This window comes from Niabella ginsenosidivorans, assembly GCF_001654455.1.
Taxonomy (GTDB): Bacteria; Bacteroidota; Bacteroidia; order Chitinophagales; family Chitinophagaceae; genus Niabella; species Niabella ginsenosidivorans.
Genome location: NZ_CP015772.1, coordinates 3716260 through 3732824, shown reverse-complemented (window position 1 = coordinate 3732824; position 16565 = coordinate 3716260). Strand labels below are relative to the sequence as shown.

Below are 16565 nucleotides of genomic sequence, written 5' to 3'. Positions count from 1 at the left end.
TCAGGCAAGATCCCGAAAAATTACAATAGTTTCAACCTGCGGGGTAAAATAGTTGAATGATTGGGTAAAGCCGCTGATATAATTATTTCCAGCCGCCGCCTAAGCTTGCGTATAATGCCACTACTGCCTGAAGCTGCTCCAGCTTGTCATTGATGCTGCTAAGCTGTGCGGCCAGCAGGCTTTGCTCAGAAGTAAGTACGTCTGTATAGTTTGCTTTGTTGGAATATTTTAATAATTGCTGGGTATAGGAAACCGCTTTTTCAAGATTTTCCAGTTGCAGCCGGCGCGCTGTTTTTTTGTCCGCCGCCGCCTGGTATTGATACAGGGCATTGGAAACTTCTGTCCCTGCATTCAGCAGCGCTTTCTGAAAAGCAGCAGCGTATTCTTCCTGCTGCGCTTTTGCAAGGGCTAACCGTTGTTTATTTAACCCGTTATTAAAGATGGGCTGTGTAAGGCCGCCGATAATATTTGCAAAGAAAGAAGACGCATTGAAGAAGTTCTTTATGCCGGTATTATACAGACCTGCTTCGCCGGTTATGTTTAAGGAAGGATAAAAATAAGTACGCGCTACATTGACCATTTCAAAAGCATTACGCAACTGGTATTCTGCTTCCTGCACATCGGGCCGGTTCGCCAGGAGCTGTGCGGGTACCCCTGTTGAAAGGTTGGCAGGAATGGGCTCATTGGAAAGGCTGTCTCTTTCTATAGGGCCGGGGGCACGGCCTGTTAAATAACAAATAGCATTCTCTGTCTGGCGAATGTTCTGTTTGATGTCGGGTATAGTTACTTCCACTGAATACTGATTGGCGGCGCTTTGCACAACAGCAGCACCGGTAACCACATCGCCGTCTTTTAAAATTTGCATGGTCTTTACATCTTCCTTCCTGTTCTGCACTGTTTGAAGAGTAAGGGTCAATTCCGCATCGTAAGCCATCAGTGCATAATAGTTGGTCGCAATATCAGCTACTAATTGTGTTTGTACGGCCCTTTTATAAGCATCGCTTTGCAGAAGGCTGGCCAGTGCCGCACGTTTGGCGCTTTTCAGCTTGCCCCAGATATCTACCTGCCAGCTGGAGCTGAGATAAACCTGGTAAACCTGGGCGGGTGTGTTCTGTGCTCCGGAAGTTTGGTAAAGACCGGCGCTTGCGTTTGCCTGCAGCGATGGCAGATAGGCCAGGTTGGCCTGTTTCAGGTTGGCCTGGGCAGCTTTTATTCGTGCAACGGCTATCTTCAGGTCCAGGTTGTTGCTCAGGCCTTCATCAATTAAATGCTGAAGCCTGGGATCTGTAAATAGCGCTCTCCAGGGCATTGAAGCTATGGTTGCTGTATCATTGGTTACTGCATCCCGGTATAGCTGATCGCTTACATTTTTTTCTGATGAATAGGGCTGCAGCACTTTACAGGAGGGAACGAGGGCCGCTGTAAAAACGATCCATAGTATTTTATTGATGATGACTGTGCGTTTCATTCTTTAAACTGTTTAATATAAGGGGCATAGCCGGGCTTTGCACTGAAGTAAAATTGAGTGACCCGCCGGCAGGCGGGAAAGATGCCGGATGCGCGGCCTCCGGTAAATAAGACCCTTACTTTTCAGTAATAAGCTCCCCGTTCTCGTCATATTTATTCGTTTTAATTCTTTCCTGCAACCCCTGGAAAACAATATACAATGCGGGAACTACGAATACCCCCAGCACAGTACCGAATAACATACCGCCAATAGCGCCGGTACCGATGGACCGGTTGCCAAAAGCGCCCACGCCTGATGCAAAGATCAGCGGCATCAGTCCCAGGATAAAAGCAAAAGAGGTCATCAGGATGGGGCGCAGCCTTGCCTTGGCGCCTTCCAGCGCCGACTCTAAAAGTCCCATGCCTTTTTGCCGGCGTTCCAGTGCAAATTCCACAATAAGAATCGCATTTTTTGCCAGCAAGCCGATCAGCATGATCATGGAGATCTGCATATAAATATTATTATCCAGCCCGAAAAGTTTGGCAAAGACAAATACGCCGGTCAAACCCACGGGCAGTGAAAGCAATACGGCAAAGGGAAGCAGGTAACTTTCATAAAGCGCGCTCAGCAGCAGGTATACAAATATCAGGCTGAGGATAAAGACGTATACGGTCTGGGATCCGCTGTTCTGCTCTTCCCGGCTGATGCCGGAGTATTCAAAGCTGTAACCGGGCGGCAACACCTTTGCTGCGGTTTCTGAAATGGCGGTAAGGGATTGGCCTGTGCTGTACCCGTTATTAGGCGATCCGTTTACGGACATGGAATTATACATATTGAACCGGGTAACCGATTCCGGGCCATAAACCCGTTTTAAGGTAATGTATTCTGTAATGGGGTTCATGGAACCGTCTCCGGCGCGCACCATAATGTTGTTGAGCCCCTGCACACTGGCTGTATAACGGGGGTCTGCCTGCAGGATCACCTGGTACTGCTGCCCGAACTCGTTAAAGTTGCTGACATAAGCGCTTCCATAGAACACACCCATCGTATTGAGCAGGTCAGAAACGGAGACACCGGCATCTTTACATTTTGCTACGTTTATGGATAGCAGGTATTGCGGAAAGTTCGGGTTAAAGGAAGTGGCTGCATACTGGATCTCAGGCCGTTTATTCAGTTCATTTAAAAAATTCTGCCCTACCTTATAAAATTCTTCTGAAGAGTGCGCCGCACGGTCCTGCAACTGAAAGGTAAACCCGCCGCTGGTACCAAAGCCGGAAATAGTGGGCTGTTGCATGAAGGTGATCTTTGCACCGCTGATATAGGAGGTATTGTCGATCAGCTTTTTGATCAGGTCTTTATCAGAAACACCGGGCCGCTGGCTCCACGGTTTGAGCCGTATGATCACCATACCGTATGAGCTGCCTTCACCGGCAATGAAATTACGCCCCATCATGCGCATGGTGTTTGCTACCTGCGGCAATTTCCGGGCAGCGCTGTCTACCTGCCGGTCTACTTCCCGTACGCGCTCCATGGTTGACCCCGGCGGTAAGGTAACGTTCACAAAAATAGTACCCATGTCCTCGCTGGGTACAAAGCTGGTGGGCGTGCTTTTCATAAGCGCAAAGAAAGCGCCTGCAAAAAGCAGTATAATGATAAAGACCAGCCAGGTTCGTTTTGTAAGGAATTTTACTCCTCCTGTGTATTTTTCTACAACAGCATTATAACCGGAATTGAACGCCCTGGCAAAACGTTTTCCGAAAGTTACTTTTTCGCCTTCCTTATCTTCCTGTATATGTTTGGGCGGTTTTAAGAACATGGCGGCGATAGCCGGGCAAAGTGTGAGCGCATTTAATGCAGAGATCATAATGGAAATGGCCAGTGTTATTCCGAACTGCCTGTAAAATACACCGGCAGATCCGGTTACAAAGGTCACCGGCAGGAATACGGATGCCATTACCAGTGTAATGGAAATAATAGCAGGCGCTATTTCACGCATGGCATCAATGGCTGCTTTCCTGGGCGATGTATAGCCATGCTCCAGTTTTGCATGCACGGCCTCTACCACCACTATGGCATCATCCACAACTATACCAATAGCCAGTACCAGCGCAAACAGGGTGAGCAGGTTTACGCTGAACCCGAACAGGTACAGGAAAAAGAAGGTACCAATGATAGATACCGGCACAGAGATGCCGTGGATGATAGTAGAGCGCACATCCTGCAGGAAGATGAGGATCACCAGGAACACCAGCAAAAAGCACTCTACCAGTGTATGCACTACTTTTTCAATAGAGGCGCTGAGGAAGTTGTTGATGTCAACCAGGTAAACAAATTTCACCCCGTCCGGGAACAATTTTGCAGCCTGCTCGATCACTTTTTTACAGTTGATGATCACCTCGCGCGCATTGGAGCCGGGCGTCTGGCTGATGGCAATTCCTAAAGAAGGCTTGCCATCCGTTGCAGTAGAGCCGGTATAGGTTTGGGCGCCCAGCTCTATACGGGCTACGTCTTTCAGCCGCAGGTATTGCCCGTTACCCATTGATTTTATAATAATATTCCCAAACTCATTGGTAGAAACCAGTGTGCCGGTATAAGTAATAACGTATTGAAAAGGCTGGTTGGAATTTTGTCCGAAGATGCCTGGTGCAGCATTCAGATTTTGTTCTGCAAGCGCTGCTGAAACATCAGCAGGGGTTACGCCATAAACCGCCATAACATCCGGCTTTAACCATATGCGCATGGCATAGGTCATTACATTCCCGAATACATTGGCGCCTCCTACGCCGGATACCCGCTGTAATTGCGGAATCACATTGATTGCTGCATAGTTTTGCAGGAAGGTCTGGTCATAATCCTTTTTGTCAGAATAAATGGAAATGATCAGTACATTGCTTGTTTGCTGTTTTCTTACAGTAATGCCGTTTTGTATAACGGATTGCGGGAGCTTCCCGGTAGCTGCGGATATGCGGTTCTGGACATCTACAGCAGCCTGGTCAGGATCGCGGCCCACCTCAAAAAAGATGCTGATGTTGGCGCTTCCTGTATTGGTAGCTGTAGAGGTCATATAGGTCATGCCTTCCACACCATTGATCTGCTGCTCCAGCGGAATAATAACACTGTTTAAAACAGCACTGGTATTTGCCCCGCTGTAAGTGGCGTTTACCTGCACCGTGGGAGGGGAAATATAAGGGTATTGCTCAATGGGCAGCTTTAACAATCCAAGTACACCCAGTAAAACTATGAGCACTGAAATTACCGTACTTAATACGGGCCGTTCTATAAATCGTTTTAACATTAGGGATTGTTTTGTGTAGTATCCTGAAGATGATAGATGCTATCTGCATTTACCGGCCTGGGAATGACCTGCGTTCCATCCTTAAGGTTGAAACCATCCAGTACAATACGGTCGCCTTTGGTAAGCCCGCTTTGCACAATCAGGTACTGCCCGTCCGGAGTAGGTGTGGATACAATTGCGGTGCTGATAATTTTGTTATCGGCCGTAAGTTTATAAACCAACCGTTTGTCCTGTAGCTCAAAACTGGCACTTTGGGGAATCATTAATGCTGCTGCTTCATTGCGCGGGATCCTTACAGTGGCGCTGGCCCCGTTTTGTATAATGCCGCCGGGATTGGGGAAAGTAGCCTTAAATGTGATGGTTCCGGTTGCGGTGGTGATAGAGCCGCTGGCGGGCTCTACTTTACCGGTTTGGTTATACAGTGTTCCGTCTGCCAGCACTAAATTTACAGGTGGCAGGCTTTTAAGCTTTTCCTGCATGGTAGCACCAGGGTGCCTGCTGGAAAAGTTCAGTAGTTGTTTTTCATTTAAAGAAAAATAAGCGTATATGTTGGTGTTGTTGGATAAGGTGGTAAGCGGGCTGGAGGTAGTGCTGCTGACCAGCGCCCCGATCTTATAGGGGATCAGGCCAATGACCCCTGATTGCGGGCTCCGGATGGTAGTATAGCCTATATTGGTTAAGGCATTGGCAAGGGTGGCCTTTGCCTGGGCCAGTGCCGCTTCTTTGGCTTTTAGCGTATACTGGGCCGATTCTAATTCGTATTTGCTGATGATGTCCTGTGCAACGAGTGGCTTTGTTTTTTCTACGTTCATTTGGGCGGCGCTTACATCTGCTTCAGCGCTTTTAATGGCAGCTTTTGCAGTGATCACTTCCTGCTCATATTGGGGATTGCTGATCTGAAAGAGCAGCTGGCCTTTTTGAACGGCGGCGCCTTCCGGTACGTAAATTTTTTCAAGATAGCCGTCAACCATCGGGCGGATTTCTACTACCTGCTGTCCCTGTATGGTGGCCGGGTAATCATGATACGTTATGGCCGGCCTTGGTTCCAGTGTCAGTACCTGGTAAGGTCTTGTTGTGTTCTCTTTTTTGTTGTCTTTATTTTTATCGGATGTGCAGGCGGCCAGGAGCACAAAGGAAAAAACAGCCAAATGAAATCCTCTCATATATTTGATTCTGTTTGCGGGGTAGCTTATTTCTATAGTCCTGTAAATTTCAATATTTATAGGACGGCAAAAGGCCGGAAAACTGTCAGTCGGCAAAAAATATCGTTGAAATTTTGTGTTAGCGGAATAAAATGCCCGTTGAGTGGAATAACGGCCACATTATTGATCTCTGAAGCGGGGCGCCTTAAATATTTTGTAAAACAGGATCAGCGGTTTTGCCAGTAAAATAAATGTTCATAGACAATAAAAAACGTGCGATGCAATCACACGTCGTAAGTGGCTCCTATTTCAGGTATCAGCAGTTTTTTGCCTGCATCATTAAATAGCTTTTTTGCCTTTTCGTGATCAATTTTGATATAGCCGAAGGTGTCAAAGTGCACGCCTACAATATTATTGCATTGAATAAAGTCGGAGGCTTTCAGGGCGTCTTTTGCGTTCATGGTAAAGTTGCCGCCAATAGGTAATATGGCCACATCCACTCTGGCATAATAAGGTACCAGCTGCATGTCCAGCATCAGGCTGGTATCGCCGCTGTAATAAAAATTGCCCTGGTCAGAAGCCAGTATAAAACCGCCTGCAGCTCCGGCATAGGTGCCGTCAGATAAACTGCTGCTGTGCTGGGCCTGCATATAAGTTAAGGTGCCAAATTCAAAATCATAGCTGCCAAAGTTCATAGGATGGCTATTGGTTATGCCCTGCTGCCCCAGCCAGGTAATGATTTCAAAATTACTGATCACAAGCGCGCCGGTTCTTTTGGCTATGGGGATCAGATCTGCTGTATGATCACCATGCCCGTGGCTTACCAGTATGTAATCCGCTTCAATACGGTTGATGTCTACATCTTTTGCCAGCTCATTACCGGCAATAAAGGGGTCAAATAAAAATTTTTTGCCACCCAGCTCCAGCTGAAAACAGGATTGGCCGTAAAATGTAAATTTCATAATGATGCTTTTTTATAAATGAATTGCTATCAAAATTGTCTTTGCGGGCCTGTCCCCAAACTCATTGCTTCTTTTTCTGTGAAACACTGACCGCTGCATCGCTATAGTGTATGCCTGCACAAAACCATCCGGGGTGGCGACCACTTTAATAAAATTGATACGGCATAATAATATTACAAAACTAATTATTTCTGAAAACTACAGGAGCAATGGCTGTATTCCTTTTTTAAACGGCTTTGATTATTCTGGTAGCTATCAGTTTATTGCAAAAGCCGTTGATATTTCCTTAACACTTTTTGTCCTGTTTTTTAACAACTACTGCCGGTTCTTTTCCGGTATTTGGCATTGTGCTTGTTTTATAGCTGTTAATATTTATTTTTTAATCAAAATCAAATTCTATGAAATCTGTTTTCAAATTTTTAAGCCTGATGCTAATTGCAGCAACGGTTGTTTTTGCCTCCTGTAGCAAGGATGATAATCCTGTGGATAATGATTTATTTATAGGTACCTATCATGGAAGTGTTAGTTACACAGGCGATAAAACGATTACAAACAGTAATGGCTCGGTAACTGTAGTAAAAGTAGGAGACCGGTACGATTTTAATTTTTCAGACAATATCCCTTCCATCAAGGATGTACAGATGTCAAAAGGGGAACAGGGATATATTGGTACTGTAAACGGGTATACAGGTCTTTTATCAATTGATGCCGGTAAGCTTCATATTGCATTAAAAAACGGAGACAATACATGGGGCGCAGATTGTAACCGGTAAACAGTTACTGAATGATTTTTGGGCCGGCTTTTGCCGGCCTTTGTTTATAATACAGGGTGCATCTTAAATTCCTTTTCCCGGTTAAAATTATAACGGTAAGTGGCCAGCCTGCGGCTGCGGTAGGTGCCAAGGGATTCTGCTACATTAATCATTTTGGGATTGAATTCCCCGATCCATTGCATTTCGTATTTTTCGTAAATGACATTTCCTACCTGGTATTTTCCGTTTTGCAGTTGATAATCCTGTATAATTTTACCTCCTTCCACGATCATATAAGCATCAGCGCCCCTGCCCTGGAATTCCGGTACTATGCCAAACACCAAACCTACAAATTTGTTATTAGGCTTGGTATGTTTGTACCACAGGAACTTAAGCTTATCGATCCAGCCGAATTTTCCGTTCAGGTATCTGAACCACTGGTTCAGGTCGGGTAAGTTCAGCCATACTCCAATAGGCTCCTTCTTATAATAGATCAGCCAGCAAATGCGCTCATCCAGAACGGCCTTCATACTTTGGAACATTTTTATGGCAACCCGTTCTTCTATTTGTTTTAAACCGCCATGGCCTGCCCAGGCTTTGTTATAAACGGTTGTAAAGTCTTTGGCATATTTCACCAGGTTGCTCTTCCGGATATTATCAGAAGAAAAATCGGGATCTTTTGCCAAAGCTGCATGCCGGTCGTAAAATTTTTCCTGTAAGCGGTTTTTAACGTCCAGTGCAAAGCAGGACTGGTAGAAGAAGGGCTTAAAGCCATAAGCTTCCAGCAGCTCTTTATAGTAGGGCGGATTATAGTTCATGCAATATAAAGGTGGTTCAAAACCTTCTATCAAAAGCCCCCACCATTTATCACGTTCGCCAAAATTGATGGGGCCGTCCATCGCCGTCATGCCTTTTTCCTCCAGCCATTTTTTTGCTGTGCCCAGCAACAGATTGGCAGCATCCTGGTTGTGAATGCAATCAAAGAAGCCCATGCCTCCAACGGGCCCGTCATCTCCTTTTGTTTTATATTTTTTATTGGTAAAAGCAGCTATGCGGCCGATTGGTTTTCCCTGCTCATCCTGCAATATCCAGCGGATCGCTTCGCCAAACCGGAAGGCTTTATTCTTTTTTGGATCAAATACTGCTTCAACATCTTTATCAAGCGGGCGTATATAATTCGGATCGTTTTTGTTAATACTCACATTTACCTGAAGAAAGGCTTTAGCCAGTGCAGGGGAAGTTACTTCTATGATGTGCATACCGCAAAACTATTGATTTATGGTTCATGGTTCATAGTCCATGGTCGGTTTGTCTGTTGTAAGTACCAGTATTCCTAATGCCGGATACCTGTTTCCGGATACTTGTTTTTTTCACTATTCACCCTTCACTACCCACCACTCATCACTTTCGCCTGCTTCAGGCTGTCTGCCTTTCTTTTCTGCTTCAGCTCCAGTTCCTTTGCTTTAATGGAATCTTTTATGTGTTGCAGGCTGTCCCTGATGGCCTTTTGACGGCTATAGGTAGTGCCCACGCTGTTCAGGAACATCTTTTTAGCAATTACGGCATCATGCCCGTAAATGTCTTCCCGGAAATTGAGGGCACCATCATCATCTACCCAGGCAGTAAAATAGGTGATCAGTACCGGTATGGGCCTTTTTACACGTACATATTTTTCTTTATAGCTGTGCATGGCCGAGTCAACTTTCTGCTCGCTCCAGCGGGCTGTGTCTTCCAGTACATATTCTGCAAATTTTGCCGGCTCCTTCAGGCGGATGCAGCCATGGCTGAAACTGCGCTTATCCCTGTTGAACAGGCTTTTGGCAGGTGAGTCATGGAAATAGATGTTATAGCTGTTGGGAAACAGGAACTTTACCAGCCCTAAGGAATTCCAGGGGCCCGGTTTCTGACGTACCTGCCCGTTTACGATTTCCATATGGTTCCTTTCCAGGTAAGCCTGGCTGGGGCGTCCGCCCATTTCTTTTTTAACAATGCTGGTAGGCACGTTCCAGTAAGGGCTGAAAACCACTGTTTTCAGAACGCCTGTAAACACCGTGGTATTATTGCTTTCTTTACCCACCACCACATTCATATCCCATGCCGGGCGCCCGTTTTCATAAACGTGCATTTTATATTCAGGAATATTGACCATGATAGCGCGGCCGGAATCCTTGGTTTCAATGGGGATCCAGCGCATCCGCTCCATATTGATCAGTATCTGCTGAATGCGCTCGTCTACAGAAACGTTCACATCTTTTAAGAAGGTTTTACCGGCTGTGCCATCCTCTTTATAGCCATAGGCTCTTTTTATAGCATTTACAGCTTCTGCCAGAGAGGCGTTATAGGTATTGGTAAAGGTACTGTCTTCTCCTTCCAGGAATCCTTCAATTTTCAATCGTTTTTTTAATGTTTTTACGGAGGGATCTTTGAAGCCGATCCTCATTACTTCAACGGGGCTGTTTACCCTGGGCCACCCGCCTGCATCTTTTATGGTTTTGTATTTCTGCAGTTGCTCCCTTAGTTGTTTGTATTGCGGATTGGTAGGAGCATAGGCGTTGGAGAACTGCCCCTTTCCCGCAAGTACCGAATCCAGCATTCCTTCTAACGTCAGCTTCTTTTTGGGAATATACCATTCCAGGGTTTTCATATCAAAACCAGGATCATCAGCATAGGCATGATCTGCGTACAGATAAAAATATTTCGTCAGCGCAAGCTCAAGGGCCTGGTAGGTGGAATCATTCCGGATCTTCAGTTTGTCTGTATTGATGATCGATTCCATTTTAAGGGCCAGCGCTTTATTATACACTGTGGAATCCTTTGAATAATTCAGGTAATTCTTCAGCATATTCCAGAAGGAAACGGTATGCTCCGGAAGTCCTTCCGGAGAGAACCAGGCATACTGGTAGTTACGGCTGTTATAAAAGCTTTTGATCCTGTTTATCAATGTATCGCTCAGGCTATCTTTAGCTAAATAACTGTTAACCAAAGAACTGTCAATAAATAGCTGGTTAAAGGCGTTAGTGGTGTCAATGGTAACGTCCACTTTTGTAACCGGTTTTTCAACCCGTATAACCTTTTTCTTTGCTTTTTTGTCTTCATTTTTACAGGAAACAGCGGCAATGATAGTCAATACCAGAACTGCAGTCAGAACACGTCGAACAGGCATAGGATAATCAGATTATTTTTAATTGGTTAGCAAACTATTTTATACAAAAATACGTGAGTGCGGGAGATATTTAAGCATTTTTCCACAGCTTATTAATAATTCTTGATCGGAAAGTGTTTATTATAGCGATAAACCTTACTTTTGCAGCCTCAAATAAAACCTTATTTCAATATCTCATATGGCAAACGTAGGTAAAATAAAACAAGTTATTGGTGCGGTTATCGACGTACAGTTTGATGGCGATCTTCCTGAGATCTATAACGCATTGGAACTCACCAGGGAAAATGGAGATGTTTTAGTGCTGGAGGTGCAGCAGCACCTCGGGGAGGACAGTGTTCGTACCATTGCAATGGACGGAACGGAGGGTCTGGTACGGGGCACTGAAGTGCGTGATACCGGAAAAGCCATAACCATGCCTACCGGTGATGCCATTAAAGGCCGTTTGTTTAATGTAACGGGCGATCCTATTGACGGGTTGCCGGCTGTTTCAAAAGAAAATGGCCGCCCCATTCATGCCCTGCCTCCGGCTTTTGAGAACCTGAGCACGGCTACCGAAGTATTGTTTACAGGTATTAAAGTGATCGACCTGATTGAACCTTATGCAAAAGGAGGAAAGATCGGGCTGTTTGGCGGTGCGGGTGTTGGTAAAACCGTATTGATCCAGGAGCTGATCAACAACATTGCCAAAGCTTATTCCGGTTTGTCTGTATTTGCAGGTGTGGGAGAACGTACCCGTGAGGGGAACGACCTGATGCGGGAAATGATCGAAGCCGGCATTATGAAATACGGTGAGGCCTTTAAGCACAGTATGGAAGAAGGCGGCTGGGACCTGAGCAAAGTGAACAGGGAAGAGCTTTCTGATTCCAAAGCTACTTTTGTGTTTGGTCAGATGAACGAACCTCCGGGAGCCCGTGCCCGTGTGGCCCTGAGCGGTTTAACCATTGCCGAATATTTCCGCGACGGGGATGAGGAAGGAAAAGGACGTGATATCTTATTTTTCGTTGACAATATCTTCCGTTTTACCCAGGCGGGCTCCGAGGTATCTGCGCTTTTAGGCCGTATGCCTTCTGCGGTAGGATACCAGCCTACGCTGGCTACAGAAATGGGATTGATGCAGGAGCGCATTACCTCAACCAAAAATGGTTCTATCACTTCAGTACAGGCGGTTTACGTACCTGCGGATGACCTTACTGACCCGGCGCCGGCTACTACGTTTGCGCACCTGGATGCGACTACCGTACTGAGCCGTAAAATTGCCGACCTGGGTATCTATCCTGCGGTAGACCCTCTGGATTCCACATCACGTATTCTGATGCCACAGGTAGTAGGCAATGCGCACTACGAATGCGCAAACCGGGTAAAAAGAATTTTACAACGCTATAAGGAACTGCAGGATATCATCGCCATCCTGGGTATGGATGAATTGAGCGATGAAGACAAACAGACCGTATCCCGCGCCCGTAAGGTGCAACGGTTCCTTTCCCAGCCTTTCCACGTGGCAGAAGCCTTTACCGGGCTAAAAGGTGTGCTGGTGCCGATTGATGAAACCATCCGTGGCTTTAATATGATCATGGACGGTGAGGTAGATGAATATCCTGAGGCTGCCTTCAACCTTGTTGGAAATATTGATGATGCTATTGAAAAAGGAAAGAAATTATTAGCACAGGCTTAATTTGAAAATTTGAAGATGTGCTGATTTAAAAAGGGCATATTTTCATTATCAATTTTCAAATTTTCAAATTTTCAGATTGTATGCAATTAGAAATATTAACCCCCGAAAAAAAATCTACAGCGGTGATGTTTACGGCGTGCAGATGCCTGGCATTTCCGGTTCTTTTGAGGTGCTGGATAAGCATGCCCCTATGATCGCTGCTTTGCAGCAGGGCCGGTTAAAGATCCTGAAAGACCGCCTGAACGGTGACGCTGTTTTCTTCCAGATCCAGGGTGGTTTTGCTGAAGTGCTGAACAACAAAACAACTGTACTGATCGAAGGCGCTCAACCCCTGTAGACCCCCGTTTTTCTCTTTCTGCGTATTCTTTACCTGCCTGAAAGGCATAGGTTTATTATGTCTGTGCATTGCCTGTCTTTTTGAAATTGTCAAAAAAAGTTGCTTTTTTGAGCAAAAGAGGTTTATTTAGCCTTAATTTGGCAGACATTTTGTGAATGAAATGTTTTTTAAACCTAAAATTTCTAATGAAGAATATTCTTCTGACTTTTGGTGTATCCCTATTATGCTGTTATTCGTACGCTCAGAAAAGCATTAATTTAAGTAAAGTTATTGGTAAAAAATCGGAGGTTGGCGCTACCATGCCTTTGTCTGTAGTGGAGATTCCTGCAGGCACTTTTATAATGAACAATCATGGAGATTCTACTTCTTCCACCAGCCAGAATCAGCAAAGACCGGTATTGATCAGCGGCTTTTATATGTCAACCACAGAGATCACCAATGCCCAGTATCATGAATTTGTGAATTGGGTGCGGGACTCCATCGTAGCTAAAAAGCTGGGCGGCCAGTATGTGAGCATAGCAGGGAATGATACCACTATTAACTGGAAGGCTGTTGCAAAAATTAATTATGCAGACCCTGCCCTGCTGGCTCAATTGGGAGACCTGGTGCTGAACCCTTCTAAAACGATCAGTGCCAGGAGGATGCTGGATCCGGATAAACTGGTGTACGCCATGGAAGGATTTAATTACCAGGAAGCCGCAAAGAAGGTGAATAAAGGACGGGATGCCAGTGATTTTATGTACCGGTATACCGTACAGGTTTATCCTGATACGTTAGCCTGGATGCGCGATTTTGGCTACTCTAATAATGAACAGATGGCCGTTAACTATTTCAGCAGCCCCAAATACCAGAATTACCCGGTTGTAGGGGTCAGCTGGAAACAGGCAAGCGCCTTTTGCGATTGGCTGACAAAACATAAGATCCTTGAAAAACAGAAAAGAAAAGCGGGCAATGCCGGTGGAAAGGCCAGGCTGCCAACAGAGGCGGAATGGGAATATGCTGCCAGCCTGAATGCAAGAAATGCTCCTAAAAAAGAGGCGGATACTCTGGCAAAAGGGGCAGGAGCAGACGATCAGATTGCAGAAAATACAAAAGTGGCCATTCCCGGTGAAGGAAAAATATTTCCTGTGTATGTGAGGGGCGCCAAAAAAGGAGCTTATGGTCTTTATGACCTTGCAGATAATGTTTCTGAATGGACCACAACCTCCTACTATGAAGGGGGAGAGAATTTTCAGAACCGGTTCAATCCTGATATCCAGTGGGGAACTCCTGAATCGGAATCAAAATCCCAGAGAAGGAAAGTTATAAGAGGGGGAAGCTGGAAAGATACGCCTACGTTTATGACCACTGAAAACAGGGAATTTGAAGATATGGATGCTTCCCATTCCTATCTCGGGTTCCGTATAGTGATCAATTTGCCCGAATAGTAGTTTATTCATCAATTTTTTATTTATAAAACAGAAGATATGTCCGCTGAGAAAGTTCGTCCTATAGACCGCTACCTGGAAATTTTTTATTCCCTGGGCGCCGTTCCGGTATTATTGGGTGTTTTGTTCAAATTAACAGGAACAGCACCTTTTGGAGACCCCAACGTCTGGCTGCAGGTAGGTTTATATACGGAAGTGCTGGTATTCCTGAGCTTTGGTTTAATGTATATGTTCAAGCCCCCGCAGAAGGTGGATGAAATGGGCAACCCGGCAGGAGCCGAAGAGGCCGTTGTGGGGAAGCAGACAATGGCAAAGGACAGTGCCCTGGTATCTGTTGATGAAATGCTGAAAGCCGCAGATATAACACCGGAAAATTTAGACCGGCTGAGCAATGGCTTTAAAAGCCTTGAGGCAAATATTAATAAGATCAGCAGTGCTTCTGAAAGTGTCATTGACACAGAAGAATATTCCCGGCAGATCAAACAGGCCTCTGTTTCCATCAATCAGATGAACACGTATTATAAAAAGCTGGCGGAAACTTCAGAAGCTTTGGTAAACAGTGCAGAAGATGCAAAGAACACCCAAAAGCAGATAGCTGATCTTTCAACGAATCTTGCAAAGCTGAATCAGCTGTATAGCGGCATGATTGCTGCCATGCAAATGAGGAATGGATAGTATTGTACTACTTTAACATCATTAAATAAAGTAATTGTATTATGGCTTTACCAAGAGAGCCGAGACAGAAAATGATCAACCTGATGTATTTGGTGCTTACAGCATTGCTGGCGCTGAATGTATCATCTGAGGTACTGAATGCTTTTAAAACAATTGATAAAAGCTTAACCAATGCCAATGAAACAATAGATAAAAAAACACAGACCATTTTTGCCTCCCTTACAGAAAAAGCCAATGATCCCAAAACGCAGGAACTGGCCCGTATATGGGCGCCTAAGGCAGAAAGGGCCAAACAACTCTCTGATGAAATATCCGGCTATATTGAAAGCTTAAAAACACAGATCAAAGAGGCTTCAGGGCTCAACAGTAAAACCGGGGCGTATAAAGAGAGCAACCTGGATGTGCCTACCCACCTGATGGTTGATAAAAAGAATGGGGAGGAGCTGCATAAAAGATTAACAGATTACAAATCGGCATTATTAGCGCTGGACCCGGAGATTAATACCGAATTTCAGAACACGCTGCCGCTGGATCTGTCTATGCCAAAGGTTAAGAACAGCAATAACAGAACCTGGTCCGCCGCCTATTTCAGAAGCACGCCGTCTGTAGCGGCCATTACGATCCTTTCTAAATTTCAGAATGACGTAAAGAACGCAGAGTCGCAGGTAGTAGAATTCTGCCATAATAAGATCGGTGCGGTAAAAGTGGTGTATGATGAGTTTCAGGCGCTGGCTACGGCCAATGCACAATACCTGCTGCCGGGGCAGGAATTTAATATTACAGCAGGTGTGGGCGCTTTTAGTAAAAATGCAAAGCCTACCGTAACTATTGATGGTACGCCTGTTCCGTTAAACAGCAATGGGCTTGCTGAATATAAAACGGTTGCCGGCGGCCCGGGCACTTATTCCAAAAAAGTAATGATCTCCTTTGTAAAGCCGGATGGAACCACTTCCACTGTTACAAGAGATATCAGTTATACAGTGGCATCACCTACCGGTTTAACCGTTAGCGCAGATGCAGTAAAAGTGCTGTATGTTGGATTAGACAACCCTATCTCTATAGGAGGGGGCAGCGGTACCAGCGCCGATCAATTGCGGGTATCCATCAGCCAGGGAAGCATTTCCGGATCACGTGGAAAATACACCGCAAGAGTTACCACTCCTGGTACAGCAACCGTTGTGGTGAATGATGGTAAGCAAACGAGCCATTTTGAATTCCGTGTAAAATCAGTGCCGGCTCCAACGGCAATGGTGGGCGCCAGTAAAGGCGGCCGTATGCGCGTAAATGACTTTAAAGCCCAGGCAGGGGTAAGGGCAGAGCTGGAAAATTTTGTGTTTGAAGGCGTAAAATTCACTGTGTCCAGTTATACGATCACTTTCGCGGGCGCAGGCTACCCCGAATTTATGCACAAAGCCGTCTCCGGGAATTCTTTTTCAGCAGCCCGGTCGCTGATTGAAAGAGCGCAGCCCGGCAGCACGATTACTATTGATGAAATCAGAGCAGTGGGCCCCGGTGGTACAAGAACACTGGCGCCTATTGCGTTTAATTTATATTAATCTATTTTATAACAACAATTACTGGCAGGAAAGAATAAAAATCAAGGAACAGGAAGGATAAAAAGGTCATTTATTTTGTTAAACAGTGTGAACAGTTGCATCATCTGAAGTTCTGCCCGGCCGCTAAAAAACATATA

12 protein-coding genes are annotated in these 16565 nt (G+C 45.4%); 6 read left to right on the top strand and 6 right to left on the bottom strand.

Annotated elements, in window-relative coordinates; all coding sequences use genetic code 11:
• Nucleotides 1–82: 82 nt before the first annotated feature.
• The 4 genes from A8C56_RS15680 to A8C56_RS15665 form a co-directional block, all read right to left on the bottom strand.
• On the bottom strand, nucleotides 83–1468 hold the full coding sequence (locus A8C56_RS15680; RefSeq protein WP_067757982.1) for an efflux transporter outer membrane subunit: 1386 nt from the start codon (nucleotides 1466–1468) through the stop codon (nucleotides 83–85).
• A 115-nt stretch (nucleotides 1469–1583) separates the two neighbouring features.
• On the bottom strand, nucleotides 1584–4742 hold the full coding sequence (locus tag A8C56_RS15675; RefSeq protein ID WP_067757980.1) for an efflux RND transporter permease subunit: 3159 nt from the start codon (nucleotides 4740–4742) through the stop codon (nucleotides 1584–1586).
• On the bottom strand, nucleotides 4742–5905 hold the full coding sequence (locus tag A8C56_RS15670; protein ID WP_067762141.1) for an efflux RND transporter periplasmic adaptor subunit: 1164 nt from the start codon (nucleotides 5903–5905) through the stop codon (nucleotides 4742–4744). Before A8C56_RS15670 ends, A8C56_RS15675 begins: the two co-directional genes overlap by 1 nt.
• A 263-nt stretch (nucleotides 5906–6168) precedes the next feature.
• Nucleotides 6169–6846 (bottom strand): metal-dependent hydrolase, encoded by a 678-nt coding sequence (locus A8C56_RS15665; protein WP_067757978.1) that lies wholly within the window; start codon nucleotides 6844–6846, stop codon nucleotides 6169–6171.
• A 398-nt stretch (nucleotides 6847–7244) separates the two neighbouring features.
• Between A8C56_RS15665 and A8C56_RS15660 the strand changes: the two genes are divergently transcribed.
• Entirely contained in the window at nucleotides 7245–7619 is a 375-nt protein-coding gene (locus tag A8C56_RS15660) for a hypothetical protein (protein ID WP_067757975.1), read from the top strand.
• Between the two features lie 44 nt (nucleotides 7620–7663).
• Here A8C56_RS15660 and A8C56_RS15655 read toward each other — a convergent pair whose 3' ends face one another.
• Together A8C56_RS15655 and A8C56_RS15650 are read right to left on the bottom strand one after the other, a co-directional pair.
• Nucleotides 7664–8857 carry a hypothetical protein gene (locus A8C56_RS15655; RefSeq protein WP_067757972.1) on the bottom strand — a complete coding sequence of 398 codons (1194 nt, stop codon included), beginning with the start codon at nucleotides 8855–8857 and terminating at the stop codon, nucleotides 7664–7666.
• A 128-nt stretch (nucleotides 8858–8985) separates the two neighbouring features.
• Nucleotides 8986–10761, bottom strand: a complete 1776-nt coding sequence (locus tag A8C56_RS15650) for a L,D-transpeptidase family protein (protein WP_067757968.1) — start codon at nucleotides 10759–10761, stop codon at nucleotides 8986–8988.
• A gap of 178 nt (nucleotides 10762–10939) precedes the next feature.
• Between A8C56_RS15650 and atpD the strand changes: the two genes are divergently transcribed.
• The 5 genes from atpD to porM all read left to right on the top strand — a co-directional run bounded on the left by atpD (nucleotide 10940) and on the right by porM (nucleotide 16428).
• Nucleotides 10940–12433: a F0F1 ATP synthase subunit beta gene (gene atpD, locus A8C56_RS15645; RefSeq protein WP_067757965.1), complete on the top strand. Its 1494-nt coding sequence runs from the start codon at nucleotides 10940–10942 to the stop codon at nucleotides 12431–12433.
• A gap of 76 nt (nucleotides 12434–12509) precedes the next feature.
• A complete protein-coding gene (locus A8C56_RS15640) occupies nucleotides 12510–12770 on the top strand; it encodes a F0F1 ATP synthase subunit epsilon (protein WP_067757962.1) in 261 nt (86 codons plus the stop codon).
• 185 nt (nucleotides 12771–12955) lie between these two features.
• Nucleotides 12956–14197, top strand: coding sequence for a T9SS ring complex lipoprotein PorK/GldK (gene porK / locus A8C56_RS15635; RefSeq protein ID WP_169818788.1), 1242 nt, complete (start codon nucleotides 12956–12958; stop codon nucleotides 14195–14197).
• 39 nt (nucleotides 14198–14236) lie between these two features.
• Complete coding sequence (locus A8C56_RS15630) at nucleotides 14237–14872, top strand: GldL-related protein (RefSeq protein WP_067757956.1); 636 nt, start codon at nucleotides 14237–14239, stop codon at nucleotides 14870–14872.
• A gap of 41 nt (nucleotides 14873–14913) precedes the next feature.
• A complete protein-coding gene (porM, locus tag A8C56_RS15625) occupies nucleotides 14914–16428 on the top strand; it encodes a type IX secretion system motor protein PorM/GldM (RefSeq protein WP_245645523.1) in 1515 nt (504 codons plus the stop codon).
• Nucleotides 16429–16565 lie beyond the last annotated feature (137 nt).